We start from the raw sequence: 25,660 nt of genomic DNA, 5'->3' as shown, positions 1-25,660 counted from the left end.
ATATTTCACCTCACTATTAGTTTAATAGAAATTTTGAAACATAACAATAAAAATAGTTCAAAAATCATTGCAATAATGAATAATTTTTTATATTATGAACTCATAAGGATAAAATATTTCAAAATTAATGTTTCCATTTTTATGGGGTGGAAAAGGGAGGAAGAAACATGGCAGTTTTGGAAATAACGAATTTGACGAAGAGGTTTGGCAAATTTACTGCTTTAAATGGTGTCAATATGGAGTTAAATGAGGGAGAGGTCTTTGGGTTTATCGGTCCTAATGGGGCGGGTAAATCAACAACCATTCGTATTCTACTAGGAATATTAAAGGCAACTAATGGTAAGGCAACGATATTTGGTAAAAATGTATGGTCTGATGCTGTAGAGATTCATAAAAGTCTAGCGTATGTCCCGGGAGATGTAAATCTATGGCCAAATCTTACCGGGGGAGAAGTAATTGACTTATTTGGTTCTCTTCGTGGTGGGATTGATAAACAAAAACGGGAGGAATTAATTAAGCGATTCGATTTAGACCCAACAAAAAAATGTCGGACATACTCGAAAGGAAATCGACAAAAGGTAGCTTTAGTTGCAGCGTTTGCTTCTGATGCGGATTTGTATATATTAGACGAACCTACTTCAGGGCTGGATCCATTGATGGAACAGATTTTTCAACAATGTGTACTAGAGGCTAAGCAAAATGGCAAAAGCGTATTGTTATCGAGTCATATTCTATCAGAAGTGGAGAAGCTGTGTGATCGAGTAGGGATTATTAGGCAGGGGGAAATAATTGAAACTGGTACACTAGATGAATTACGCCATTTAACAAGAACGAACTTGAGAGTCGAAACGAAAAAGCCAATTATTAATCTTCATGACATACCTGGTGTACACGAACTAGAAGGAACGGATTATGCTGTATCGTTCCAGGTAGATTCGGAACAATTGGAATTAGTCATAAAACATATAAGTCAATTTGGAATTGTAAAGCTAGAAAGCACACCTCCTACATTAGAGGATTTATTTATGCGTCATTATGAAACACAAGGGGAAAAAGGAGTAGGGGGGAGATCATAAATGACATCAACTACTTTTCGTAAATCAGGTCGATTAGCTCGATTTATTTTAAGAAGGGATCGGGTGCGCCTTCCATTATGGTTTATCGGGATAGTTTTTTTTACATTATTAATTCCAGCAGCTTTTACAGACTTATACCCATCACAGGCAGAACGAGATATGATGGCAGAAACAATGAAAAATCCGGCTATGGTTGCTATGGTAGGTTCAGCTGACTTTGAAAACTACACAATCGGTGTCATGACGGCCCATCAAATGTTAATCTTTACTGCAATTGTTGTCGGGTTAATGAGTATACTGCTTGTATCCAGACATACACGGGCAGATGAAGAGGACGGGCGAGTAGAGTTAATACGTTCGTTACCTGTTGGAAGATTGTCTCAATTAAATGCAACGATGATGGTATATGTTGTCATAAATATTATTCTTGCGTTATGTGTAGGCTTTGGATTATACGCGTTAAATATAGCGAGTATAGATTTGGAAGGGTCACTATTATACGGGGCGGTGTTAGGTGCAACTGGAATTTTCTTTACTGGTTTAACAGCGGTGTTTGCACAAATATCAGAAGGTTCTAGAGGAACGATTGGATTATCCATTGCCGTATTAATCATTGCCTATTTAATTCGTGCCATCGGGGATGTAAGTAATGAAGTGCTAAGTTGGTTATCTCCGCTTGGCTGGGTAACACAGGCTGATGTTTATTCCTCGAATAATTGGTTGCCGGTCCTAATCATGCTAGGCATCTCGATTATATTAATAGTAATCGCAAACTATCTGAACGCTATCCGAGATATGGGAGCAGGATTCTTACCTTCAAAGCCAGGTAGAAAAGAAGCTAGTGTATTTTTACAATCTCCGCTTGGATTAGGACTACGGCTACAACGAACAGGTTTGATTGCTTGGGCAATTGGGATGTTCGTAATGGGAGCCTCTTATGGTTCTGTATTAGGTGATTTAGAGGCATTCTTTGCTGGGAGCGAAGAAATGCAGAATATGCTAGTGGCGGCGGAAGGATATACTTTAACAGAGCAATTTATCCCAATGTTAATGATGGTCATGGCTATTCTAGCTACAGTTCCTGCTGTTATGTCGATGAATAAACTATATGGAGAAGAGAAAAAGCAGCGAATTGACCATGTACTAAGTCGCGCTGTTTCCCGTACGAAACTTATGGCGAGCTATCTCATCATATCTATCGTTAATGGTTTTGTCATGTTATCTCTTGCTGGCATAGGGTTATGGATTGCTGGAGATGCAGTAGTTGAAGGTGGTTTAGACTTTGGTACGATCTACGGGGCAGCAATCGTCTACTATCCAGCCATTCTAGTAATGATTAGTGTGGCAGTATTCCTAATTGGTTGGTTACCAAGAAGAACGAGTCTAATTTGGTTGTATGTATTTTATTCCTTTTTTGTACTATATCTAGGGAATCTATTTCAGTTTTCTGAATGGGTAGGGAAGCTATCTCCATTTGGATATATTCCACAATTACCTATTGAGGAGATGGATTGGGTATCTAGTATTCTATTAATCGTTATAGCTGTTGGAATCATGATTATAGGCTTTATTGGATATCGTAAACGAGATATACAAGGTTAAATAGTAAAAAGCCCTGTTGCGAAATTGATTTGCTACAGGGCTTCGTACTTTTTCGCAGAAAGTGATAGAATAATAGTCGTCATAAAAGGATAAATGGAATGAACTAGCAGGAATAACCGAGAGGAGTTTCTTTATGAATGACACAAAGCAAAAACAGATTACACCAAAGTATGATCCGTGGGAAGCTTATTATGATGTAGAAGAACATGGAAAAATGACACTATCGAATATAGAATTTACTACTACTTATATGTGCAATATGCGTTGTGCACATTGTGCAGTTGGATATATGCTTCAGAATAAGGACCCAGACGCCCTCCCAATTGATTTATTAATCCAACGATTAGAGGAGATTCCTCACCTAAGAACAATGAGTATTACTGGTGGCGAACCGATGATGAATAAAAAGTCAGTCCGGAGCTATGTTGTTCCGCTACTGAAATATGCTCATGAGCGTGGCGTACGAACACAGATTAATTCTAATTTAACATTACCATATGAACGCTATGAAGAGATCATCCCATATTTAGATGTTTTACATATTTCCCACAATTGGGGAACCGAGGATGAATTTGCTGAAGTAGGCTTTGCACATATGGAGCGGAAGCCTACAGCAGAAAATCGGAAAAAGTACTTTGCAAGAATGGTAGAAAATGCACAAGCTCTATCTAAACAAGGTGTAATGGTCTCAGCGGAAACGATGTTAAATAAGCGTACCTACCCATACTTAGAGAAGATACATGATCATATTATTGAAATGGGATGTACACGCCATGAGGTTCACCCAATGTACCCAGTAGATTTTGCTAGTAAGCTAGAAACCTTAACACTTGATGAGATACGCAATGGGATTACAAGGTTACTAGATCATCGAAATCATGACATTTGGATGCTATTTGGTACGTTACCTTTTTATGCATGTAGTTCCTCACAGGATGAATTGGCATTAATCAAACGGTTATATCAAGAGAAGAATGTAACCGTTCGGAATGATCCGGACGGGAGGTCGCGCCTAAATGTTAATATTTTCACCGGGGATATTATCGTTACGGATTTTGGTGATGAAGAGCCATCCTTAGGAAATATACAAGATACAACACTTGTAAGTGCCTATGACAAGTGGATGGGCTCCAAGACTGCTAAAAGTTTAAACTGCCATTGTCCAGCTGTAAAGTGCTTAGGACCAAATCTCCTAGTTAAGAACGCTTATTACAAGGACGTTGATTTTCAAAAGCGTAAGGCTACTATTCAAATATAATATTGCAGAGGTTGGGACATAATAAAAGAAATGAATGTAAAACCGAATGATACAGGATACTAGCTCCGGAAATATACGAAGACTCCTGCGGAAGATAGGCTAAGGCAGCCGCCCGGCGGCAAGGTAGACACTGCGATGGTTTTTTCGAGCAGATGTCGCCCCTGTACTGAAGTGAAAGCGAAGTATATTTCCGGAGCGGGGTCCTTGCTCATCATTCGGTTTTTGAGTTAAGTTAAATTCTTTTGTCCCAGCCTCTTTTCCAAAGTAAAATCGATAAAAGTAAAAGCTTACCACAGTGAACGTCACTGTGGTGTTTTTGTATTGGGCTTTAAACGGTAACTTATGATGGAAATGAGTTCAATCAAATCAAGTAGTGATTCAGTATGATTTAAACAATAGAGGGTTTTAATCTGCAATCGAGTACTAGAGTTATAGTTTAAATGAACAAATTAACTCCTTTTACATACTATCCTAATAACACCTAAAAAGTTTCCCTTAGGAAAAATTTAAGTTTATATAAAAAACACTTGACTTATACAAACTATACTTATTATATTGTTAGTAACTAATAAAGTTTCCTTAGGGAAAAATAAAAGGGAGAGGTAAAAATGGGGATTTTTATGAAAAGGTGGTTTTGGTTTGTACTTAGCATTAGCTTTGTTTTAGGAGCTTGTTCGGCAGATGACAAAACTTCTGCAAATCCTGATGGGAAAATTAAGATTGTCACGACGATTGCTCAAATAGCAGAACCGTTATCCGTTATTGGTGGGGAGCATGTTGAAGTAGAGAGTTTAATGGGGCCATCGGTAGACCCGCATTTGTATAACGCAACACATGGTGATATCACGAAGATTACGAATGCAGATGTGGTATTTTATAACGGACTGAATCTAGAGGCAAATATGGTGGATATTTTTGATGAAATATCAGCGTCAAAGCCTGTGCTTGCGATAGGGGAAGTACTACCAGAGAATCAGCTACTTGAAGATGAAACAGGTGCAGTCGATCCACATGTTTGGTTTGATCTTGATCTTTGGAAGCAAGGACTAGAAGCTGCTGTTGAAGAATTAAAGGAGTATGCTCCAGATTTTGCGGATGATTTTGAAGCGAGTAAGCAAGCATACTTTGCTGAGATGGACGAAGTAAAAGATGAGGCTATGAAGCTTTCCGAGATTCCATCAAACAAAAGATACTTAGTAACAGCTCATGATGCGTTTGGTTACTTTGGAAGAATGCATAACTTAGAGGTTGTTGGTCTACAAGGTTTAAGTACGGATGATGAGATTGGTGTATCAGATATTCAAGAAACCATTCAAATTATAAAGGAATACAATGTGCCAGCTGTCTTCATCGAAAGTAGTATTAATGACAGCTCGATAACTGCTGTAATCGAAGGGGCAAAGGGTGAAGGAGTTATTGTTGCACTAGGTGGTGAGCTCTTTTCAGATGCAATGGGGGAAGCAGGAACGGTAGAAGGGACATACTTAGGAATGTATCGACATAATGTAGAAACTATTTTCGAAGCATTAATGGGGGATGGAAATTAGATGGTTAAGACAGTACTTACAGTAAAAGATTTATCTGCATCCTATCGTAAAAATACCGTTCTAGAGAATGTGAGTTTCACAGTAGAGCAAGGCTCATTAACAGGAATTGTTGGCCCGAATGGTGCAGGGAAGTCTACTTTAATTAAATCCCTATTAAATTTACATCCTACTTTATCGGGAACGGTAGATTTCTTTGGTCAACCATTTAAGAAAGCTCAGCAGGCGATTGGCTATGTACCGCAGCGTGGTTCGGTGGATTGGGATTTCCCAACGAATGCATTAGATGTAGTGTTAATGGGACTGTATGGGAAAATCGGATGGCTAAAATTGCCATCCCGTTCCCATAAAAAACTCGCATATGAAGCGTTAGACAAAATGGGAATGATCGATTATGCTGAACGACAAATTAGTCAATTATCAGGAGGGCAACAGCAGCGTGTTTTCCTTGCTCGTGCCCTCGTACAAGATGCTGATTTTTACTTTATGGATGAGCCACTTGCTGGAGTAGATGCGGCAACGGAACAAGCGATAATGGCGATCTTAAAGGAGTTGAAAGGAAAAGGAAAGACGGTAATGGTTGTGCACCATGATTTACAAACTGTGGCAGATTATTTTGACCATGTACTATTTCTAAATCGAAGAGTGCTGGAGTACGGGAAAACATCAACGGTGTTTACGAAGGAAAATATCGCACGAACCTATGGTGGGAATATGCGTTGGACATTAGAGGAGGGGTCTCATGTGGTCCATCCTTAGTAGTAGTAACTTTCAATGGGTTTTGGCTAGTACGATGATTCTAGGGATAGCAGCTGGGTTGGTTGGATGTTTAGCCTACTGGAAAAAACAGAGTCTGATGAGTGATGCACTTGGTCATGCTTCTTTACCTGGAGTCATTATTGCCTTTCTCTTAATTGGTGAGAAAAATGTAATCGTTCTAATTATTGGTGCTGCAATCAGTGCACTGATTGGTGCTTTCTTTATTCAATGGATCCAGTCTACAACAAGAATAACAGAAGACACAGCGATGGGGATGGTGTTATCCATTTTTTTCGGGTTGGGAATTATGCTTCTTACGGTGGTAAACCGTTCGGTTGGAGGAAATCAAAGTGGGTTAGATAGCTTTATCTTTGGGCAGGCAGCTTCCATGGTGAAATCCGATGTGTTTACCGTGTTAGCATTAGCAATAGTGGTTATAGCAATCGTTTTTGTGGCATTCAAAGAATGGAAGCTTTATTTATTTGATCCGCAATTTGCTAAAGGAATCGGATTATCGATTACAGGGATGCATGTAATGTATACGCTAGTATTAGTAACTACGATTGTTGTAGGCATTCAAGCTGTTGGTGTTATTCTTATTGCGGCATTATTAATTATCCCTTCTGTCAGTGCTAGGTATTGGACGAATTCCTTTCGAAAGATGTTAGTCTTGTCTGCCTGTTTTGGTGGGCTCTCTGGTGTACTTGGAACGTATATAAGTGCTATCGGTAGTGGGTGGCCAACTGGTCCGTTTATCGTTATTTTTGCAGCTATATTTTTTATAGTTTCATTAGTATTTGGTAAAGAAAAAGGTATATTAGTCCTACGTCTCGAGTTACATGCTGAGCGTAAGAAAATGAAGCCCCGGCACAATCCAACTAAACTGGATACAAAAGGGGTGAACTAGTATGACCTATACAGCATGGATTATCCTGACTGCTGCTCTTGTAGGGCTTTCATGTAGTCTTATTGGTGTATTTCTTATTTTAAGAAAGATGGCGATGATGGCAGATGCTATCAGTCATACGGTTTTATTGGGTATTGTTGTAGCATTTATGATGACAAGGGAGTTAAATGGTCCCCATATGTTAATTGGTGCGATTATTGCAGGACTACTAACAGCTTTATTCGTGCAATGGTTGAATCAATTAAATATTGAACAGCATGCTTCAATTGGGATTGTTTTTACAACTTTATTTGCTATCGGTGTCATTTTGATTTCGACATCTGTTGGCAATGCTCACCTAGATGTTCAGCATGCATTAATGGGAGAAATAACCTTTATCCCCTGGAATACGATGACACTTCCTATAGTTGGTCAGGTCCCGGAAGCCACCGCTATTTTAGCACTAGTGCTGATAATTGTTTTGATTTGTATAATTTTCTTTTATAAAGAATGGAAGATTACCTCCTTCGATCCAGCACTGGCTGCTAGCTTAGGAATACCGGTAGTGTTTTTACACTATCTCTTTATGAGCCTTGTATCGATTACTACAGTTGCCTCTTTTGATGCTGTTGGGGCTATTATGGTTGTTGCAATGCTTATTACACCTGCCGCATCAGCCTATTTATGGACAGATAAATTGTCGATGATGTTAGTGATTAGTGCACTATTTGGCGTAGTTTCTGCAGTCGGTGGCTATTATATCGCTGCCTGGATAGATACTTCTATCTCGGCATCGATGGCATTTGCAACAGGAATCGTATTCTTATGTAGCTTTATAGGCTCACCGAAGCATGGTTTACTATCCAAGCTAAACAGGCCAACTCGTGTAGTTTCTTGAATAAATTAGTATCGTTTTTCGTAAGTTAGTAAGGTATGATAGTAATAAGATGAAATCGAGAACCTATAGATGGGTGTGCTATATATAGATTATGAAAGAATATGAAAGCAAGGTTTATCATGATTTACAAAAATGGCGGATAAAGCTACTGAAGTCACCGAGTTTTGTAAACCGAATGGGGAAGAAAGCCCAAAATAAAATCAATGGATTGATTCCAGAAAAAGCACATCTAGTTATGACGGAAGCAATTAAAAATATGGTGAAGGCCACCTTAGTTGGATCAGATATGACGACGAAGAAGCCTAAAAGTGGCATGACTTTATATGAAAGAGATGAACTTTTAAAAGAGAAGTTGTCGAAGTATCGGAAAACAGCGACCGTAGAAGGTGCTGGGACTGGAGCAGGTGGTATTTTCTTAGGTCTTGCTGACTTCCCATTATTGTTATCAATCAAGATAAAATTTCTATTTGAAGCAGCATCCATTTATGGTTTTGATACGAAAGAATATGAAGAAAGACTTTTTCTATTACATGTGTTTCAGTTAGCTTTTTCAAGTGATGATAAAAAGAAGGAAACCTTTTTTGTGATTGATCATTGGGACGAACAGAAAGAAAAGTTAGTGGATATGGATTGGAGAGTATTTCAGCAAGAATATCGGGATTATATTGATTTAGTAAAAATGTTACAGTTAATTCCGGGCTTCGGAGCTATTGTTGGGGCGTATGCAAATTATAACCTCTTAGATCACTTAGGAGAGACAGCTATGAATGCGTACCGGCTAAGAAGGTTGACAGAAGTACCAAAGGATTACTAGGCTGAACAGGGGAAGGTAAAAGCCTTTCTTTGTTTAGCTTTTTTATTTGGGAAGTAACTATTATTTTAAAATTGTCTAAAAAATTATTGCAATATATTGCATATTGTCCGGAAAGATAGTATGATGAATTCTCGTGCAAAATGAAGCACAGTAAAAAAAATATAGTCTGATAATTATGATTTTATAACGAGGAGAGAGAGAATTGAAGGATAAGTTACCGAATTCTTCATATATAATAATAGGAGTCATGCTGTTTGCTCTATTTTTTGGAGCGGGCAATTTAATCTTTCCTGCTCAACTTGGACAAGCAGCAGGAACGAATATGTGGCCAGCTGCCGTAGGGTTTCTCCTTACAGGTGTTGGGTTGCCTTTATTGGGAATTATTGCGATGGGATTTTCAGGGAGTAAAGACCTACAGGACCTTGCAAGTAGGGTCAGTCCTATTTATGGTGTATTGTTTACAACCGTATTATATTTAACAATCGGTCCTTTCTTTGCCGCACCTAGAACGGGAGCAGTGGCCTTTGATATAGCAATAGCACCTCATTTGGAGAACAAATCTTCGCTTGCCCTGTTCCTATTTACGGTCCTTTTCTTTGCTATATCCCTTTGGTTTTCATTAAATCCAGCGAAGATTGTAGATCGGGTTGGAAAGTTATTAGCGCCAGGAATAGTAGTGCTACTGGCAATCCTTTTAATAATGGTTATTGTCAATCCAATGGGGAATGCACAAGCACCATTAGAGTCCTATCAAAGCAATGCCTTTGTCACAGGTTTCCTAGAGGGATATAATACGATGGACGCACTTGCCTCGTTAGTATTCGGGATTATCGTAATAAATGCGATAAAGGCTTTAGGCGTATCATCTAGGAAAGAAATTGTATCCGCAACCTTTAAAACGGGCTTTGTGGCGATTATACTTTTAGGCTTAATCTATGTTGGTATTGCATATCTGGGCGCTGTCGGTGTAGAGGAATTCGGGCTATTGGACACTGGGGGATTGATCCTGAGTAGTACTGCAAAATATTATTTTGGTACAGTGGGGACGGTTTTACTTGGTGTAGTGATTATTTTAGCTTGTTTAACTACCAATATCGGTCTAATGACGGCGTGTGCAGAATATTTTCAACGATTGATACCAAGGGTTAGTTATAAAACTCTTGTGATGTTCTTTACGGTTATAACTTTTACCATTGCTAATTTTGGTTTAACGAATATTATTACGTACTCTGTACCAGTGTTGATGTTGTTATATCCACTTGCCATTGTTTTGATGATCTTGGTATTTTTATCACCATTATTTAATCATTCAAGAATCGTATACATGTCTACCATTTCCATAACATTTTTAATCAGTATTTTTGATGGTTGGAAAGTACTACAGGAATCTCTTGGAATAGATGGCTTTAGCCTATTAGAACCGGTTGTATCTTTCTATGAAAAATGGTTACCTTTTTATGATGAAGGACTAGGATGGCTTGTCCCTGCTATCATAGTCATTCTCATAACAGGAATCATTACAAGAATGAGAAAAGTAGCTGTAAATCTATAAAAGAAAGTCGGTTTCCTTACTTAGGAGACCGACTTTCTTTATTGTTGATTAATTGTATTGGATAAATTGAAATCCTTTGAAATATCGAGCCAGTTTTGTTTCATTAAGGCAGAGGCTTTCTCTTTATCCCCATTCTCTATATGATGAATGATAGTGTCATGAACCTCAATGGAGCTTTCGGAAAGTATAATGGAGTTATGGAAGAACAATCTTCGCACATGTGCTTGTAGATTCTCTACTATCCCACTTATGTAAGTGTTATTGGCAGTATCAACAATTAGTTGATGAAAGTGCTCGTCAATGTTTAACGCGGCGTGGTAGTCTTTTTGATAGAGAGCATTGGCAAATTCTTGATTAATATTCTTTAAAGAAGATATCGTTTTATCTGATATATGATCGATGGCAAGCTCTGTTGATAAAGCTTGTAATACGGCTAAAGGAGGTAGTAAATCTTTAATGGACTCTTTCTCTACCTCGGTAACTTGAGTAGCTTTACCGGGATACATTTTAACCAATCCTTGTGATTCAAGTAATTGTAAAGACTCCCGTATCGGTGTTCTACTAACGCCGAGTGCTTCTGCTAGCTCTGTATCATTTAACTTTTCCCCAGGATATAAAGTTCCATCAATTATCCAATGAAGGATTTGCTTGTACGCGCTTTCCTTTGCTGTTGTTCGAACTGGCTTAGAATGATTTGCAGGTACCGGCAAATTATTCCCCTCCTCTAAAAAAACTGTTTATTTCCAGTATACATGAAAACTACTTTTATGAATATGTTGATTTATCACCAAGATGTTTAATTTGTCTTTTTTCGAGAAAACTGAAACAATATAGTAGTAAACATTAAATAAAAGGGGCCACATATTATGCAATGTAAAATAAATCGCAATGCAGCAAAGTATTTGAAGAAAATGCTTGAAACAGAAGAAGCACAAGGAAAAATGATTCGAGTGCTCGTAACCCATCTACATGGTGATCATGCTCATTACGATATTCGATTAGACACACCTTCAGAAAATGATGAAGTAGTGAAAACGGATAAAGATATTGATATCATTTTGGAAAAAGATAATGAGTGGTTAGATGGTGTATGGATTCAGTATTTCTATGTTCCACAGGAAGAATTAGTAATCACTAATCCTAAAAAAGGACATCATCATTAATATTTCTTAAGGCAAGGGCATTAGATCCTTGTCTTTTTTGTTTGGGGAGGGGGGAGTGTTTGGATTGTGGGGAGATGCGCCCAAAATGGGAAAGGATGATCCTGAGGCAAAGGTAGATGTGCCAAAAGTGAGGGAAGATAAGCCCGAAGTGATGGATGATGCTCCCAATGGAAGGAAGATGGTCCCAAAGCTTGGGAAGATAAGCCCGAGTGAAAGTAGGATGCGCCCAAACCGAGTAAAGGATGCCTCCCTAACCTCCCAAACAAAAAAGAGGCACTAGCTAAACTAGTACCTCAAAAGATTAATATGGATCAGCATCGTGGGATTTCTTCATGGCATCATCTACTGCTTCTGGAGCGCTTGCTTTACCTAAAGGACGGAATTCCTCGCCGGCTTCCATTTTCATATCGCCCATTTCTTTTGTTTTAGCAGCGATTCCTTCACGAAGGCGACGTCCATATTCTTCATCAGCCTCTTCTGCTAAAGCAATCATCTTATCTTGGATTCGTTTATCACAAATAGCTAAATCATTCACTAGATTATTGATTAACTCATCTTTTTCCCATTGTTCGAAACGGCGGTATGTTTCACCAGCCTGTTTAGTATTATCTTGTCTTTCGATAGATTCTCTTACAAGATTTCCTTCTACATGTGGGGTGTGCTCGGTTCCAACCTGCTCGGCTTCCTTTAACCCACCTAAGATGGACGGTTCATAGTTAACATGTGGGTTTTGACCTGGTGCCTTATCATTGTGGTAACGAAGCTGGCCACCCTCTTGGTTTGTCGCTACACGTTTTTTAGCTGCGTTAATTGGTAGTTGTAAATAATTTGCTCCAACACGATAGCGCTGGGTATCTGAGTAGGAGAAGGTTCTACCTTGAAGCATCTTGTCATCAGAGAAGTCCAGACCATCTACGAGTACCCCGGTACCGAAAGCAGCCTGTTCTACCTCCATAAAATAGTTCTCTGGGTTCTTATTTAAGACCATTTTCCCAACCGGTAGCCAAGGGAATTGGTCTTCAGGCCAAAGCTTTGTGTCATCCAGCGGATCAAAGTCTAGCTCAGGATGTGGGCCATCCTCCATGATTTGAACAAATAGTTCCCATTCTGGGTAATCGCCACGTTCGATCGCTTCATATAAATCCTGGGTAGCGTGGTTAACGCTCTTTGCCTGGATTTCTGCTGCTTCCTTGACGGTTAAATTTTTGATGCCTTGCTTTGGTTCCCAGTGGTATTTAACCAATACAGCTTTTCCCTCGCTGTTGACCCATTTATACGTGTTAACCCCAGACCCCTGCATCATCCGGTAATTAGCTGGGATACCCCAAGGTGAATAAACAAAGGTCACCATATGGAAGGTTTCTGGAGAATTAGCGCAAAAGTCGAAAAATCTTCGTGGATCCTGCATGTTCGTTACCGGATCAGCACGGAAGGCATGAATCATATCAGGGAATTTCATCGCATCTCGGATGAAAAAGATCTTTAGATTATTTCCAACTAAATCCCAGTTCCCATCCTCTGTGTAGAATTTAATGGCAAATCCTCTTGGGTCACGTGCTGTTTCAGGAGAGTCATTCCCACCAACAACTGTGGAAAAACGAGCAAATACCGGTGTGCGTTTTCCTTTTCCTTGGAACACTTTTGCACGTGTGTACTTAGACACAGGCTCATCACCAACTGTTCCATATGTTTCAAAGTACCCATGAGCACCAGCCCCGCGAGCGTGTACGATTCTTTCTGGAACCTTTTCGCGGTCAAAGTGACTAATCTTCTCGATAAAGTCATAGTTTTCTAATGTAGCTGGTCCACGATTACCGACTGTACGAATGTTTTGATTATTGGTGACAGGATGTCCTTGTCTGGTAGTCAGTGTGTCATCGTGCTCAATATTCGTTTCTGGTGTTTCATTGGATTTATCCATTCTATCGCCTCTTTCATATGTACTTTATTCACAGTAATTATGCTTACCAAGTATGCAATAAAATAATCCAGTTTTTGATAGATATTACAAATAAAACATAGAGGATGGATTAACTAACGATAAAAAGCTATTCTTAGCTTAAATAATATGATTAATAGAGGGGTGAAAAAGCATGGGAACCATAATAGAAGCTACAACGGAACAACTGAAAGACCTTACCAATCTAGCGTCAGAACTATATAACGGAAATAATTCTGAGGCACTTGAAAATGAGTTAAAGCAAATATTAGAAAATTCTAATCATAGATTTCTATTGTATGTAGAGGATGAGCAACCAATTGCGTTTATGCATTTGTCCATACGTACTGATTATGTTCAAGGTTCGGAAACCAGCCCTACAGGTTATATAGAGGGAGTCTATGTGAAGCAAGAGTACAGAAGAAAGGGAATATCAACTAAGCTTTTTCATGAAGGGAAGAAATGGTTTAAAAGAAATGGTTGTACGCAAGTAGGCTCTGATATGGAAGTTGATAATCAAGATAGTTATCCATTTCATATGAGCCTTGGCTTTAAAGAAGCTGGACGATTGATTACGTTTATTAAAGACTTGTAAAGTTGGAAATTCACCATTCAAATTTAATGAAATTAGTATCAGGTAATATGAGTTTGTGGTAAAATATAATAAAAGTAAGTTGATTGAGAATAGAGGATGAAGAAATGTATAAATTTGCTGCAAATGTTGTAAAGGGGTTTCTGAGCCTTTTCGGAAGAATAAAAGTATATCAAAAAGAAAATCTCCCGAAGTCGGGTAGTTATGTTATTGCATGTACACATACTGGATTTGTCGATATTTTATGGCTTGGAATTGCGACATTGCCAACAGAAATTCATTATATGGCAAAGAAAGAGCTTTTTCAAACGAAATTTACAAAGTGGTTAATGGAGAACTTACACGCATTCCCAGTCGATCGTGAGAATCCGGGTCCGAGTGCCATTAAAACACCACGTAAGCTATTAAAGGAAGGGAAGGTTGTTGGGATTTTTCCGAGTGGTACACGATCTAGTGAGGATGTACCTTTGAAACGTGGTGCAGTGACTATCGCTGCGCATTCTGATGTACCAATTGTACCTGCTGCTTATGTTGGACCAAATAATTTTAAAGATTTGTTCAAAAGAATTAAACCGAGATTAATTTACGGGGAACCAATTCAGCTTCCAGAAGGTATGTCCAAAAAAGAAGGTATGGAAGTTTTAATGCAACAATTAGACAAAGAAATGCGAGCATTACAAGATAAGATTAAATAAAAAAGACCTTCACAGTCTAGGATTGTGAAGGTCTTTCTCTATATTATATAAGCTTATTGAAATTTATTCGCTTATTAAGTGCATAAATAATTGGTATACCTATAGCTAGTACTGCGAACTCTCCTACTGCGGTTGTTAACCATGTAAATAGGAATGGTAGCTCTAATGCTAAATTGAGTTCAAATGCAATAATAAACATATTAAATGTAAATACCAATGTATTTGCTATTAATAATGCTAAGATGTTTTTCACATATTTCCCTAATAGGATGATGATACCAAGTGATATGGCAGAATGGGCAACACCAAATACTAAATCATACCAACCTAGCGGTGAGAATAATAGGTTGTATAAAAGTACCCCTATCACAATCCCGAAGAAATATTTCTTATTGAAAACAATAAGATGGTTGAACACCTCGGAAATACGAAACTGTACATTCGTAAATCCGAATGGAACGATTAGCGCTGAAACAGCAATGTACAATGCTGCAATCAGAGCATTTACAACTAATGTTCTTGCTTTCATATTAATCTCTCCCTTAGTTTTTTTACGTGGGATGGTTTCGAACCACGTCTTTCAAGCAACTTATCTAGTATAGTACAACTCCGCAAAAATAGAAAGTTAATTTTACTTTTTCTATAGTATGGAAGTGTTCCAGTAGTAGAACTAATAATAGCGATGACATGGTTTTATTGACAACCGGCAGAAATAGATATTATACTTACATAAAGTAACCTTATTCTAAAAAGTAATATAAGGAGGTTGAGATGATGGAACGAAAATACTTTCAAAAGCCAACCACATTCGTTGGGGAAGTAAACATATATGTTAGTGACCTGCAAAAGTCTTTGGACTTCTATCAGCGTGTCTTTGGATTTCAAATCATGCAGAAAACGGAAAGTAAGGTAATCTTATCCCCAGATGGTGTTCGTCCTATTCTTATCTTGGAACAACCAGAAGAGGTAAGGGAAAAGCAAGCTCGTACAACAGGACTATATCACTTTGCCATATTATTACCAAGAAGGAAGGATTTAGCCAACTTTCTTAAACATTTAGTACAAACAGAGGGGAACTATATCAGACTTGGGGCTTCTGATCACTATGTAAGTGAGGCGCTATACTTTGATGACCCTGATGGTAATGGTATTGAGGTAGCTAGTGATAGACCTTCTGTTTCCTGGAACTGGAATGATGGGACAGTGGACATGGGTACGGTTGCTTTAGATGCGGAGAGTCTGTTGGCGGAGAGTGATAAGGAGTGGGCTGGAATACCGGAGGATTCTGTAATGGGGCACATCCATTTACATGTTGCTGACTTGGAGGCTACAGAAAACTTCTATGTGAACGGGCTTGGATTTGATATCGTGACAAGATACCCGGGAGCATTATTTGCTTCTACTGGTGGTTACCATCATCATATCGGATTAAATGTGTGGAATGGTGTGGAAGCATCAGCACCTAGCGATAATAGTGTTGGGCTACATTACTTTACCTTAATGCTACCAGATGAAGAAACAAGACAGAAGAGAATCGACAGTCTGCGGAACATCGGGGCAGAGGTTGTTCTTATAGAAGATTACTATAGGGTGAAAGACCCTGCGTCTAACACAATTCACTTATGCATTAGTGAATAACCTGTGGATAAGAAAATGAGATCTACTAAAAGCGTAGATCTCATTTTTTTCTTATAAATTATGATACCAATCTGTCGATGCTCTTACCTCACTGACGGTCAATTGGTGACCTTTGTCTTCCCAATGTAATGTAACATCTGCACCAGCATTTTCTAATAATGATTTAAGATCTTCTGATTCTTGGGCCGGACAAATAGGATCATTCGTACCTGCAGAAATAAACACCTTTTTACTAGCTAAATCTGGTAATGTCATTCCTCTTCTTGGTACCATTGGGTGGTGAAGGCTCGCACCACGTAGTGCATCTTGAAAGTGGAACATGAGACTTGCAGCAATATTTGCCCCGTTAGAATAGCCGATAGCAATTATATTGTTACGAGCAAAGCCATATTTTTCAGCAGCTTCACCCAAGAATTCATTTAGTTCTTTCGTACGAAAAATTAGGTCCTCTTCATCAAAGACACCTTCTGCTAATCGTTTGAAGAAACGTGGCATACCATTCTCTAGTACGTTACCACGAACACTCAGGATATTTGCTTCTTTATCAATCATTTCTGCAAGTGGCAGAAGATCTTGTTCAGTCCCGCCAGTTCCGTGCAGTAATAATAAAGTTGGTTTATCGGAATTTGTTCCCTTTTGGAAAATATGCTTCATATGAAAAGCTCCTTTTTATTTTGGTCTTTCGATGGAAAAAATCTCCCCGACTTTAGCATAGTTAGCCCCTGCTAATCGACTAATCGCTGCTAACTTTACAGGGTTAATTTTCCCATCTTCATAAATTTCCTCGTCAATATAATACGTTATGATTTTACCAAGGATTAGGTCGGAACCCTTTTCGCCATCTGCTGCATCTAATGCGATGATTTGCTCTAGCTTACATTCGAATCTTACTTTCGCCTCCTGTACACCGGGTACAGAGATTCTTTCACTTGGGATAGGGGTAAGGCCGGCTATAGTAATTTCACTCTTATTCGATGGAAGAGTGGCGGCGGTTTTATTGATGTTATCAACATTTTGTTCGTCGACGATGTGAATAACAAACTCCCCATTTTCCGTTATATTTCGAGCTGTATCCTTCATATTGCCATTCTTACGCTGAATAGCTAATGAAACCATTGGTGGATTAGAGGATACTATATTAAAATAACTAAATGGCGCTCCATTTAGTGTCCCATCTACTGCTTTTGTTGTGACAAATGCAATAGGTCTTGGAATGATGGATCCAATTAGTAACTTATAATTCTCGCGTTCTGATTGGCTTTCTGGATAAAAGGAAAGCAACACAATCCCCCCAAAAAATTAGTTATCTAAATTTCGAACTTGAATTGGAATCAAATGATCATTTAGTTTTTCCCGATACATTTCATATTGGGAAGGGAGTTTTAACGCTGTCCCCATCGTTTCATACGATTCATCATGTGCAAAGCCTGGTGGGTCTGTTGCGATTTCGAATAAAATTTCCCCATGTTCTCTGAAATAAATGGCATTAAAGTAATTCCGATCTCGTACTGGTGTTACTCCGTAACCATTACTTTCTACATGCTTTTTCCAATCTAATTGATCTGCATCATCTGTTGCTCTCCAGGCGATATGGTGAACCGTGCCAACTCCCATCTGCCCTTTACCAGTCGTAGTCTTTTTTAGGTCAATGATATTTCCGATGGTTCCATGAGATTGGAATCGAATAAGCTCATTTTCCTCCCCGACTTTTTCAAGCCCCATGACATCAACAAGTAAACGTGCTGTATCTTCTGGTTGGGATGATAATAATGTGGCTCCAGCAAAACCTTTAATTGCAACGTCAGGAGTTATATCACCAATAGTCCAATTATTAATCTCACCATCTCCACGCTCTACTAATTCAAGTTTTAAACCGTGAACATCATCAAATGTTAAATAGGTTTCTCCAAAGCGGTTGGATTTAGTGTATATGATGTTAAATTTAGCCAGTCTCTGTTCCCAGAAATCCATGGAGCCGGTAGGAATAGCGTAAGAAGTTACACCTACTTGGCCATCACCTATCTTTCCTTGGTATGCATCTGCCCAAGGGAAGAATGTAATAATGGATCCTGGTCGACCGCCATCGTTTCCGAAATAGAGATGATAAGTGCCTGGATCATCAAAGTTTATTGTCTTTTTAACTAATCGTAAGCCAAGAACACTAGCATAAAAATCAACATTTTCTTGAGGGTGTCCTACGATTGCTGTGATATGGTGAATTCCTGCCGTTTTTTTCATCGTTCATCATCCGCCTTTCATTGGACTGCTTTTTGTCCCACTTGTTTTAATACGCTAATAAGTGTCTCTTTGTCTTCATCAGAGATGCCCTCGAATAAGCTTTCTATCACTTGCTGATGCTGTGGAAATACTTCGTCCATTAGTTTTTTTCCCTCATCTGTTATATGGATATAGACTACTCTTCGGTCGTCTTTACAATGACTTCTTTCTAGTAATCCTTTTTTCTCTAATTTATCAATGACATAGGTAATGGAACCTGTGTTTATGAGAACGGCATCGGATACTTCTTTTACGGTAAGTCTGCCTTTATGATAAAGTGCTTCAAGAATTTCAAAGTCAGAGGTACGCATTCCATGATTGCTAATATCGTGTTTAATCACCTCTTGTAGAGACTTGGAAGCCTTCATTAGAACAACAAATGCTTTTAATGAAAGATTCTCGCTCATGTTTACACCTTCTTATTTTTAATTTAATTATTATGAATTTAAATATCTTTAATTAAGTATATTTTATATGGTTATGCTGAAATTGTCAAATGACCTTGTTTGTAGTTTTCGCAAGTATGGCGATATTAAGCAGTTTTTACAGAAAAAATTTTTCTATTCAAACGGTGTCTGTGTCTTATCTGCATCGTGACTATACCTAGGGGCCAATCGTAGAACAGAGGCGCCCGATCTTTTCAAGCAATAAAGTACATAATAAGGCAAATAAAAAAAAGAGGGGGTTACCCTCTTATGAAAAAATCCGATCGATGGTTTCTATTTCTTCTTTTGATAATTGTACCTCTAATGTTTTAAGGTTTTGTATGACTTGCTCTGGTTTTTTAGCTCCTGGGATGACGGTGTCGATTGAAGGCTGTGCGAGATACCAGGCAAGTACAATGTTGGATACTTCTGTTTGCTTCGTATTGGCAATTTCCTTTAATGTTTCTACTTTTTGTAGGTTTTGTTCGAATGCTTCCCCTTGGAAATGAGGCATATTAGCACGGAAATCATTAAAGGTTGTTTCTTTAGTGTATTTTCCTGCGAGTAAGCCAGAAGCAAATGGGAAATATGGAACAAAGGAAATATTGTGTTCAAGCGTGTAAGGGAACAGGCCATTTTCAGGTTGGCGATTTAATAGATTATAATGTCCTTGTAATACATCAACATATCCATCTTGATTTGCTTCTTTTAATTGTTCTAATGAGAAGTTCGATACGCCAATGGCTCTGATTTTTCCTGCATCTTTAAGTTCTTTTAATGCACCAACCGCTTCGTACTTAGGTGTTTTTTCATCAGGAAAGTGGATGTAAAATAGATCGATATAGTCTGTTTGAAGTCTTTTTAGGCTAGCATCAACCGTTTCTCGTAGAAATTCTGGAGAATTATCTACAATCGTTTCTCCATTAACAAGCTTTTGAGTACCCTTTGTAGCGATAACCATCTGTTGACGATTACCCATTACCTTCATCACTTCACCAATTATTTCCTCGGATCGCCCCATGCCATATGTAAATGCTGTATCAATATAATCCAGACCTTCCTTAATGGCGGTTTGTAATAACTCTCTATTAATCTGTTCATCAATTCCTGGGTAAAGATTATGACCACCAATTGCATTGGCTCCTAAACCAATAGGATTTACAACTAAGTCAGTTCTACCGATTCGTACTTTATTTGACAATCTCACTACCTCCTAAAGTATGGGATAATTATATTCTATTGGAAAATCAAGTGTAGATACAAGGAAAGGGAATCGTGTTCATACAAGATTCCCGTGGTGATTACTTATGGAATTTTAGAAACTGCATTTGCTTATTAAATAGCGCTGGGTAGGATAGGTATCCTAGCATAATACTGGTTACGACTGCAGTAGTTAATAATAGGAACAAGATTAACAATTGAAATTGAACGGCTTGTACAGGATCTGCGCCTGCAATAATTTGACCACTCATCATCCCGGGCAACTGAACAAGTCCAATTGTTTTCTGGCTCTCAATTGTTGGGATTGTACTTGCTTTGATAGCCGTAATCAATTGAGTATGAATGGCTTGTTTAGGTGTACCCCCTAAGGATAGGATTAGCTCTGTTTCATCTTGTGTATTTTCGACCTCAGCTGTAAATCGATTTAAAAACAAGATACCAAGTACCATTGAATTGCCAATAACCATCCCGCTAATCGGGATAATATATTGTGGCGTTGGTGGCACAATGTGAAGACCAAGTAAGATACTTTGCGTTAATACCTCAATAAAAACGAATGTAAGAAAAAGCTTCCACGTAATCCCTTGAATAGAGGCGCCTTTTTTTCGAGCGTTCTGGGTTGCTGCACCAATCATAAGCAGAATCATCAGGAGAATAAAGAGAATGTGTTCTGCATCAAATACATATTGTAGGACATATCCTACGGCAAGTAATTGAATGATAGACCGAATGGTAGCGATCAGGGTGTCCTTTTCTAAACCGAGTTTTAATGTTCGAGATAGAATAAGTGGAATTAGAACGAAAATTAGCGTCAATGATAGTGTAAGAAAGCTCATTCTAATTCCCCCTTTACGAATTTTTGGACACGTTTATCTTGTGGATTCCTTAATAAGGAACTATCTCCTGATTCAATTAGCTCCCCGTTCATCATGACCCATGTGTAGTGGCCAATTCTTAAAGCCTGATCTAGATTATGGGTAATCCAAATCATGGTTGTCCCATATTTCTCATTAATCTTCTCAATTAGCTCTTCAATATCATGTTGCGATACTCGGTCAAGTGATGAAGTAATTTCATCGAGTAATAATACGCTTGGTTTATTTACTAAAGTACGAGCAATAGATAGCTTTTGACGTTGTCCACCGGATAAATCCTTAGCGTGTCGCTCCAATAGCTCTGCTCCTAATCCAACATCATGTAGTAATTCTTCGGCATAATTTCTGTCAATACGTTCTCCCTGTAGTGCAAGTGGTAGTTCGAGGTTTTCTAATACAGTACCTTTAATCATGGTGGCACTTTGTAAAGCAATGCCAACCTTTCTACGTAATTCTATCGGATTATATTCATTTATTGATTTTCCTTTGATTAAAATTTCCCCAGATTCAGGAGAACGTAATCCGTTACAAAGTTTAAATAGAGTAGATTTTCCTGCGCCTGATGGGCCAACAAGCGTTGTGACTTTACCATCAGGAAAGGAACCGGTTATGTTTCTTAAAATATGTAGACCATCTGTAGAATAATTTACGTTATGGAATACGATGGCAGCTTGATTCATGATTGTCACTTCCTTTTATGTGTTCCCTTATTTTAATGTTCCAACTTAATGAGAATCAATTCTTTATCATTTTAACATGTGGCGTTTTGAAAGGGTGTCGGGAGGTTTTGGTTGGGGGAAAGGGAAAGTAATCCCACACCTTTTGGCGGCGATAATCAAGGAAATCAAAAAAACTCCCAATAATGGGAGCTCGATTTATTACTTTACGATTAATACGGGGCTAGTTGCTCGTTTAGCCACTTTATGGCTAACGCTACCAAGCATCATTTCTTGGAAAGCATTTAATCCACGGCTTCCAATAATGATAATGTCATAGTTGTGTTTATTGGCATAATCAACAATGGTAGGTCCTGGTTCTCCATTTAAAAAAATGACTTCAAAGTCTACACCAGATTTTTTCACCTTCTGAATTAGTAGAGCAAGTTGTTCCTTCCGTGCGTCTTCTGTATCTTTACCCCAGTTAGTCAGAACTTCTTCTTTAGAATGCTTTGGATCGACAACATATATAATATCTACTTTAGACTCCTGACTTAATCTAGCAAGCTGAAAGGCTTTTTCACCTGCTCGTATCGAATGGTCTGATCCATCAGCTGCACAAAGAATTTTTTTAAACATCGGAACTCTCCTCTACCATTCTATTGAACTACTTAAACTAGAATTTCCTATTATTAACATAGGTTTAGCGAAATTATTTTCTATTATAGCATATAGCTACTAAATTCAAAGGTATTTGGAGTAAAACGAAGAAAAGATGAAATGTTTCCGTTTTCTTTGCTGTTTCACAAAAATGTCATATTTCGCTATAATACCCCTTGTTTGTTACGGTCCCGGCTTTCGTGAGAGTCGAAAGTCAACAATAAAAGATGAAAAAGAGGTGTAGCATGAATTTAGCAAATTTAAAAAATGAATGGTTCGGCAATATTAGAGGAGATATTCTGGCGGGTATCGTGGTTGCCATTGCATTAGTCCCTGAGGCTATTGCGTTCTCTGTTATTGCTGGGGTTGATCCAATGATTGGACTATACGCGTCGTTCGCTATTGCGGTGACGATTGCATTTGTTGGTGGGCGTCCTGGTATGATTTCTGCTGCAACAGGGGCAACGGCATTGTTGATGGTTACATTAGTGGCAGAACATGGCTTGCAATATTTGTTAGCAGCCACTATTTTAACAGGTATTCTGCAAATTGTGATGGGTGTATTGAAGTTAGGACGTTTAATGAAATTTGTCCCTCGTTCGGTCATGATTGGCTTTGTTAATGCACTTGCCATTATGATTTTCATGGCGCAATTAGAGCATTTTACAGGTGCAAATTGGGAAATGTATGCCATGCTGGCAGGAGCATTAGCCATTATTTATATTTTACCGCGATTTGTAAAGGTGATTCCAGCGCCATTAGTAGCGATTGTTGTCATTACGGCAATTGCTATGTTTACAGGAAGTGGTGTGAAAACGGTTGGAGATATGGGAGAATTAACACAATCTCTACCAATCTTCTTATTCCCAGACATTCCACTTAACTTTGAAACGCTACAAATCATTTTTCCGTATGCCCTATCAATTGCCATTGTTGGTTTAGTAGAGTCTTTACTTACAGCCTCTATTGTAGATGATATGACAGATACGAAAAGTGATAAGAATAAAGAAGCACGTGGACAGGGGATTGCGAATATTGTGTCTGGGCTGTTTGGTGGTATGGCCGGATGTGCGATGATCGGACAATCCGTTATTAACGTAAAGTCTGGCGGACGTGGAAGATTATCTGCTTTTGTTGCTGGGGCGTTTTTAATGACACTTATTCTAGTATTTAATGGTTTATTAGTTCAAATTCCGATGGCGGTCTTAGTTGGTATTATGTTCATGGTATCCATTAGTACCTTTGATTGGTCATCGATTAAGAATATTCCTAAAATACCAGTGACGGATACAATAGTTATGGTAGCTACAGTTGTCACGGTACTATTCACACATGACTTATCTAAAGGTGTTCTAGTTGGTATTATCTTAAGTGCTATTTTCTTTGCTTCGAAAATCTCCAAGGTGAACGTGACAGCACTTTCGAGTAAGGAAGCAAATGTGAAGGTATATCGTATTTCTGGACAACTTTTCTTCGCTTCTGTAACAGAGTTTGTGGACAGCTTTAACTACAAAGAGGAAGTAGAAAAAGTGAAATTAGATTTATCAAATGCCCATATATGGGATGATTCTGGTGTAGGGGCAATTGATAAGGTTGTACAGAAGTATCATCAAAATGGTGTGAACGTAGAAGTGGTCGGGTTAAATGATGAAAGTCATAAATTAGTAGAAAGACTAGCGAATTATAATAAGCCTGGTGGATTGGAAAAGGCGGCTAGTCATTAAATTCGGTTAGAGAGTTAACTTCGGTTAGCTCTCTTTTTTTTTTTTGTAAATAAGAAATCATTACCATCTATTCCAATTTAAATAAAGGAATTTCATACTCGGGAATAGAATTATATAAGATTAATACAAAACTGGGGGATTTATTCATGCGAGGCAAATTACATCATATCGAATTAAATGTTTCAAACTTGGAAAGGTCTACTGATTTTTGGGGTGAGCTTTTAGAAGAATTAGGCTATCAACCTTATCAAACCTGGGAATCAGGAAGAAGCTGGAGGTTAGGAGATACGTATATCGTTTTTGTACAGACGGAAGAGCATTTCTTAGAGGGTACATATCATCGGAAAAGAGTCGGATTAAATCATCTTGCATTTTATGCGGATTCTAGGGAGGATGTTGATGTGATTACGCTCCATTTAAAGGAAAAAGGTGTGCCAATCTTATATGAGGATAGGCATCCATATGCAGGTGGTCCTAACCATTATGCAGTGTTCTTCGAGGATCCGGATCGGATAAAAGTGGAAATCGTGGCACCATAAGAAGAGGAGGGGATACTATTGAATGAAGCTGAACTGAAATCGATACTAAGTCAATATAAGGAGAGCAACTTCCAACAACTCGGTCCTGTACCTTTACCAACCTTAGTGAAGGCAATGCTAGATTATATTGGTAGTACAGATCCGGAGTTACGGGATTCATTGATTTATCCATGCTTTACTAACCTTATAATAAATGGACATTTTCCTCCCCCAGAGCTAAACAGAATAGTGACAGTTTGTTTAGATGATCATCACTTATTTTACAAAATAAATGAGCCAGATGAGGACGCTGTCTTTACGCGTTCATTTTCTTCCTTAATCCTTGCTGTCCTGTTATTTGTTAATAGACAAAAACCCTTTATAGCCGATGAGGAAATAGATCAAATCACGAACAAAATGATACATTATGTAAAGAAGGAAGAGGATGTTCGGGGATTTGTAGAAGTGAAGGGTTGGGCGCATAGTATCGCTCATATAGCAGACGCGCTCGATGAACTAGTGAAGCAACCACAATTAAAGGAAAGTAGATTAGAAGATATTGCACTACTCATTCTGGATAAAATGTGCTTTGATAAAGCCTACTTCTTGTTTGAAGAGGACGAACGGATGGTTGTTCCTTTCATTTCCTTGTTGGAAAGGGGAATGAATCCATTATTCCTATATGAAAAAATCGATAAAATTGTAATGGAGCTGCAGCAAAACTATTCACAACATAGTTCGAAACCGTTCATTCAAAGGAACAACATCAAACAATTTTTAAGAAGTCTGCTGCTGCATTTAGAGGTGATAGGAAAAAAAGAGGAGTTCCGGGAACACTTGAAAAATGCACTAATAGCTATAAATCAGCCATACTACAACTTATAAGGG

Annotated in this window: 28 protein-coding genes and 1 riboswitch; of the genes, 17 read left to right on the top strand and 11 right to left on the bottom strand. The window is 38.4% G+C overall.

Annotated elements, in window-relative coordinates; all coding sequences use genetic code 11:
- Positions 1-167: 167 nt before the first annotated feature.
- The 9 genes from ACSKT4_RS14320 (at position 168) to brnQ (ending at position 10,389) form a co-directional block, all read left to right on the top strand.
- Positions 168-1,076 (top strand): ABC transporter ATP-binding protein, encoded by a 909-nt coding sequence (locus tag ACSKT4_RS14320; RefSeq protein ID WP_186869502.1) that lies wholly within the window; start codon positions 168-170, stop codon positions 1,074-1,076.
- Complete coding sequence (locus ACSKT4_RS14315; RefSeq protein ID WP_186869503.1) at positions 1,077-2,678, top strand: ABC transporter permease; 1,602 nt, start codon at positions 1,077-1,079, stop codon at positions 2,676-2,678.
- A 133-nt stretch (positions 2,679-2,811) separates the two neighbouring features.
- Positions 2,812-3,936: a radical SAM/CxCxxxxC motif protein YfkAB gene (gene yfkAB / locus ACSKT4_RS14310; RefSeq protein ID WP_186869504.1), complete on the top strand. Its 1,125-nt coding sequence runs from the start codon at positions 2,812-2,814 to the stop codon at positions 3,934-3,936.
- A gap of 620 nt (positions 3,937-4,556) precedes the next feature.
- Positions 4,557-5,483, top strand: coding sequence for a metal ABC transporter solute-binding protein, Zn/Mn family (locus ACSKT4_RS14305; RefSeq protein WP_255488106.1), 927 nt, complete (start codon positions 4,557-4,559; stop codon positions 5,481-5,483).
- Entirely contained in the window at positions 5,484-6,239 is a 756-nt protein-coding gene (locus tag ACSKT4_RS14300; RefSeq protein ID WP_186869506.1) for a metal ABC transporter ATP-binding protein, read from the top strand.
- The gene (locus tag ACSKT4_RS14295; RefSeq protein ID WP_186869507.1) at positions 6,223-7,146 is read left to right on the top strand and encodes a metal ABC transporter permease; all 924 of its coding nucleotides are present in this window, start codon (positions 6,223-6,225) and stop codon (positions 7,144-7,146) included. Before ACSKT4_RS14300 ends, ACSKT4_RS14295 begins: the two co-directional genes overlap by 17 nt.
- Before the next feature lies 1 nt (position 7,147).
- Complete coding sequence (locus ACSKT4_RS14290; RefSeq protein WP_186869508.1) at positions 7,148-8,023, top strand: metal ABC transporter permease; 876 nt, start codon at positions 7,148-7,150, stop codon at positions 8,021-8,023.
- 91 nt (positions 8,024-8,114) lie between these two features.
- Positions 8,115-8,837 (top strand): EcsC family protein, encoded by a 723-nt coding sequence (locus ACSKT4_RS14285; protein ID WP_465823629.1) that lies wholly within the window; start codon positions 8,115-8,117, stop codon positions 8,835-8,837.
- Between the two features lie 202 nt (positions 8,838-9,039).
- Positions 9,040-10,389, top strand: a complete 1,350-nt coding sequence (gene brnQ, locus ACSKT4_RS14280) for a branched-chain amino acid transport system II carrier protein (protein ID WP_186869510.1) — start codon at positions 9,040-9,042, stop codon at positions 10,387-10,389.
- A 38-nt stretch (positions 10,390-10,427) separates the two neighbouring features.
- Here brnQ and ACSKT4_RS14275 read toward each other — a convergent pair whose 3' ends face one another.
- On the bottom strand, positions 10,428-11,099 hold the full coding sequence (locus tag ACSKT4_RS14275; protein ID WP_186869511.1) for a GntR family transcriptional regulator: 672 nt from the start codon (positions 11,097-11,099) through the stop codon (positions 10,428-10,430).
- Between the two features lie 156 nt (positions 11,100-11,255).
- Here ACSKT4_RS14275 and ACSKT4_RS14270 point away from each other — a divergent pair, with 156 nt between their 5' ends.
- Together ACSKT4_RS14270 and ACSKT4_RS14265 are read left to right on the top strand one after the other, a co-directional pair.
- Entirely contained in the window at positions 11,256-11,552 is a 297-nt protein-coding gene (locus ACSKT4_RS14270) for an iron-sulfur cluster assembly accessory protein (protein WP_186869512.1), read from the top strand.
- Between the two features lie 55 nt (positions 11,553-11,607).
- A complete protein-coding gene (locus ACSKT4_RS14265; protein WP_186869513.1) occupies positions 11,608-11,832 on the top strand; it encodes a hypothetical protein in 225 nt (74 codons plus the stop codon).
- A gap of 21 nt (positions 11,833-11,853) precedes the next feature.
- Here ACSKT4_RS14265 and ACSKT4_RS14260 read toward each other — a convergent pair whose 3' ends face one another.
- On the bottom strand, positions 11,854-13,473 hold the full coding sequence (locus ACSKT4_RS14260) for a catalase (RefSeq protein ID WP_186869514.1): 1,620 nt from the start codon (positions 13,471-13,473) through the stop codon (positions 11,854-11,856).
- A 172-nt stretch (positions 13,474-13,645) separates the two neighbouring features.
- Between ACSKT4_RS14260 and aac(6') the strand changes: the two genes are divergently transcribed.
- The gene (gene aac(6'), locus ACSKT4_RS14255) at positions 13,646-14,086 is read left to right on the top strand and encodes an aminoglycoside 6'-N-acetyltransferase (RefSeq protein WP_186869515.1); all 441 of its coding nucleotides are present in this window, start codon (positions 13,646-13,648) and stop codon (positions 14,084-14,086) included.
- Between the two features lie 104 nt (positions 14,087-14,190).
- A complete protein-coding gene (locus ACSKT4_RS14250; RefSeq protein ID WP_186869516.1) occupies positions 14,191-14,778 on the top strand; it encodes a lysophospholipid acyltransferase family protein in 588 nt (195 codons plus the stop codon).
- A 43-nt stretch (positions 14,779-14,821) separates the two neighbouring features.
- Here ACSKT4_RS14250 and ACSKT4_RS14245 read toward each other — a convergent pair whose 3' ends face one another.
- A complete protein-coding gene (locus ACSKT4_RS14245; RefSeq protein WP_186869517.1) occupies positions 14,822-15,307 on the bottom strand; it encodes a QueT transporter family protein in 486 nt (161 codons plus the stop codon).
- A 7-nt stretch (positions 15,308-15,314) separates the two neighbouring features.
- A riboswitch (PreQ1 riboswitch) is annotated at positions 15,315-15,359 on the bottom strand.
- A 193-nt stretch (positions 15,360-15,552) separates the two neighbouring features.
- On the opposite strand from ACSKT4_RS14245, the gene ACSKT4_RS14240 reads away from it, so the two are divergent.
- Complete coding sequence (locus tag ACSKT4_RS14240; RefSeq protein ID WP_186869518.1) at positions 15,553-16,416, top strand: VOC family protein; 864 nt, start codon at positions 15,553-15,555, stop codon at positions 16,414-16,416.
- A 51-nt stretch (positions 16,417-16,467) separates the two neighbouring features.
- Here the strand turns inward: ACSKT4_RS14240 and ACSKT4_RS14235 are convergent, their stop codons facing one another.
- The 8 genes from ACSKT4_RS14235 to ACSKT4_RS14200 form a co-directional block, all read right to left on the bottom strand.
- Entirely contained in the window at positions 16,468-17,070 is a 603-nt protein-coding gene (locus ACSKT4_RS14235; protein WP_186869519.1) for an alpha/beta hydrolase, read from the bottom strand.
- A gap of 15 nt (positions 17,071-17,085) precedes the next feature.
- Positions 17,086-17,697 carry a flavin reductase family protein gene (locus ACSKT4_RS14230; protein ID WP_186869520.1) on the bottom strand — a complete coding sequence of 204 codons (612 nt, stop codon included), beginning with the start codon at positions 17,695-17,697 and terminating at the stop codon, positions 17,086-17,088.
- An 18-nt stretch (positions 17,698-17,715) separates the two neighbouring features.
- Complete coding sequence (locus ACSKT4_RS14225; protein ID WP_186869521.1) at positions 17,716-18,654, bottom strand: ring-cleaving dioxygenase; 939 nt, start codon at positions 18,652-18,654, stop codon at positions 17,716-17,718.
- Positions 18,655-18,671: 17 nt separating this feature from the next.
- Positions 18,672-19,100: a MarR family winged helix-turn-helix transcriptional regulator gene (locus ACSKT4_RS14220; RefSeq protein ID WP_186869522.1), complete on the bottom strand. Its 429-nt coding sequence runs from the start codon at positions 19,098-19,100 to the stop codon at positions 18,672-18,674.
- Positions 19,101-19,386: 286 nt separating this feature from the next.
- Positions 19,387-20,319 carry an aldo/keto reductase gene (locus ACSKT4_RS14215; RefSeq protein ID WP_186869523.1) on the bottom strand — a complete coding sequence of 311 codons (933 nt, stop codon included), beginning with the start codon at positions 20,317-20,319 and terminating at the stop codon, positions 19,387-19,389.
- Between the two features lie 100 nt (positions 20,320-20,419).
- The gene (locus ACSKT4_RS14210) at positions 20,420-21,175 is read right to left on the bottom strand and encodes an ABC transporter permease (protein ID WP_186869524.1); all 756 of its coding nucleotides are present in this window, start codon (positions 21,173-21,175) and stop codon (positions 20,420-20,422) included.
- Positions 21,172-21,894 carry an ABC transporter ATP-binding protein gene (locus ACSKT4_RS14205; RefSeq protein ID WP_186869525.1) on the bottom strand — a complete coding sequence of 241 codons (723 nt, stop codon included), beginning with the start codon at positions 21,892-21,894 and terminating at the stop codon, positions 21,172-21,174. Before ACSKT4_RS14205 ends, ACSKT4_RS14210 begins: the two co-directional genes overlap by 4 nt.
- A gap of 198 nt (positions 21,895-22,092) precedes the next feature.
- Positions 22,093-22,509: a universal stress protein gene (locus ACSKT4_RS14200; protein WP_186869526.1), complete on the bottom strand. Its 417-nt coding sequence runs from the start codon at positions 22,507-22,509 to the stop codon at positions 22,093-22,095.
- A 266-nt stretch (positions 22,510-22,775) separates the two neighbouring features.
- On the opposite strand from ACSKT4_RS14200, the gene ACSKT4_RS14195 reads away from it, so the two are divergent.
- From ACSKT4_RS14195 to ACSKT4_RS14185, 3 genes are all read left to right on the top strand, one after another.
- Complete coding sequence (locus ACSKT4_RS14195; protein WP_186869527.1) at positions 22,776-24,254, top strand: SulP family inorganic anion transporter; 1,479 nt, start codon at positions 22,776-22,778, stop codon at positions 24,252-24,254.
- Positions 24,255-24,400: 146 nt separating this feature from the next.
- Entirely contained in the window at positions 24,401-24,793 is a 393-nt protein-coding gene (locus ACSKT4_RS14190; protein WP_186869528.1) for a VOC family protein, read from the top strand.
- 18 nt (positions 24,794-24,811) lie between these two features.
- Positions 24,812-25,657, top strand: a complete 846-nt coding sequence (locus ACSKT4_RS14185) for a DUF2785 domain-containing protein (RefSeq protein WP_186869529.1) — start codon at positions 24,812-24,814, stop codon at positions 25,655-25,657.
- Positions 25,658-25,660 lie beyond the last annotated feature (3 nt).

The sequence above is a fragment of the Ornithinibacillus liuyingii genome (assembly GCF_055550225.1).
The sequence above is the reverse complement of the archived record's forward strand: the minus strand, read 5'-3'. Positions and strand labels throughout refer to the sequence as shown.

What these genes read in the sequence shown, in the direction of transcription:
- ACSKT4_RS14320 (WP_186869502.1), top strand. Translation starts at nt 168, where the DNA reads ATGGCAGTTTTGGAAATAACGAATTTGACGAAGAGGTTTGGCAAATTT.
- ACSKT4_RS14315 (WP_186869503.1), top strand. Translation starts at nt 1,077, where the DNA reads ATGACATCAACTACTTTTCGTAAATCAGGTCGATTAGCTCGATTTATT.
- yfkAB (WP_186869504.1), top strand. Translation starts at nt 2,812, where the DNA reads ATGAATGACACAAAGCAAAAACAGATTACACCAAAGTATGATCCGTGG.
- ACSKT4_RS14305 (WP_255488106.1), top strand. Translation starts at nt 4,557, where the DNA reads ATGAAAAGGTGGTTTTGGTTTGTACTTAGCATTAGCTTTGTTTTAGGA.
- ACSKT4_RS14300 (WP_186869506.1), top strand. Translation starts at nt 5,484, where the DNA reads ATGGTTAAGACAGTACTTACAGTAAAAGATTTATCTGCATCCTATCGT.
- ACSKT4_RS14295 (WP_186869507.1), top strand. Translation starts at nt 6,223, where the DNA reads ATGTGGTCCATCCTTAGTAGTAGTAACTTTCAATGGGTTTTGGCTAGT.
- ACSKT4_RS14290 (WP_186869508.1), top strand. Translation starts at nt 7,148, where the DNA reads ATGACCTATACAGCATGGATTATCCTGACTGCTGCTCTTGTAGGGCTT.
- ACSKT4_RS14285 (WP_465823629.1), top strand. Translation starts at nt 8,115, where the DNA reads ATGAAAGAATATGAAAGCAAGGTTTATCATGATTTACAAAAATGGCGG.
- ACSKT4_RS14270 (WP_186869512.1), top strand. Translation starts at nt 11,256, where the DNA reads ATGCAATGTAAAATAAATCGCAATGCAGCAAAGTATTTGAAGAAAATG.
- ACSKT4_RS14260 (WP_186869514.1), bottom strand. Translation starts at nt 13,473, where the DNA reads ATGGATAAATCCAATGAAACACCAGAAACGAATATTGAGCACGATGAC.
- ACSKT4_RS14250 (WP_186869516.1), top strand. Translation starts at nt 14,191, where the DNA reads ATGTATAAATTTGCTGCAAATGTTGTAAAGGGGTTTCTGAGCCTTTTC.
- ACSKT4_RS14245 (WP_186869517.1), bottom strand. Translation starts at nt 15,307, where the DNA reads ATGAAAGCAAGAACATTAGTTGTAAATGCTCTGATTGCAGCATTGTAC.
- ACSKT4_RS14240 (WP_186869518.1), top strand. Translation starts at nt 15,553, where the DNA reads ATGGAACGAAAATACTTTCAAAAGCCAACCACATTCGTTGGGGAAGTA.
- ACSKT4_RS14235 (WP_186869519.1), bottom strand. Translation starts at nt 17,070, where the DNA reads ATGAAGCATATTTTCCAAAAGGGAACAAATTCCGATAAACCAACTTTA.
- ACSKT4_RS14225 (WP_186869521.1), bottom strand. Translation starts at nt 18,654, where the DNA reads ATGAAAAAAACGGCAGGAATTCACCATATCACAGCAATCGTAGGACAC.
- ACSKT4_RS14220 (WP_186869522.1), bottom strand. Translation starts at nt 19,100, where the DNA reads ATGAGCGAGAATCTTTCATTAAAAGCATTTGTTGTTCTAATGAAGGCT.
- ACSKT4_RS14210 (WP_186869524.1), bottom strand. Translation starts at nt 21,175, where the DNA reads ATGAGCTTTCTTACACTATCATTGACGCTAATTTTCGTTCTAATTCCA.
- ACSKT4_RS14205 (WP_186869525.1), bottom strand. Translation starts at nt 21,894, where the DNA reads ATGAATCAAGCTGCCATCGTATTCCATAACGTAAATTATTCTACAGAT.
- ACSKT4_RS14200 (WP_186869526.1), bottom strand. Translation starts at nt 22,509, where the DNA reads ATGTTTAAAAAAATTCTTTGTGCAGCTGATGGATCAGACCATTCGATA.
- ACSKT4_RS14195 (WP_186869527.1), top strand. Translation starts at nt 22,776, where the DNA reads ATGAATTTAGCAAATTTAAAAAATGAATGGTTCGGCAATATTAGAGGA.
- ACSKT4_RS14190 (WP_186869528.1), top strand. Translation starts at nt 24,401, where the DNA reads ATGCGAGGCAAATTACATCATATCGAATTAAATGTTTCAAACTTGGAA.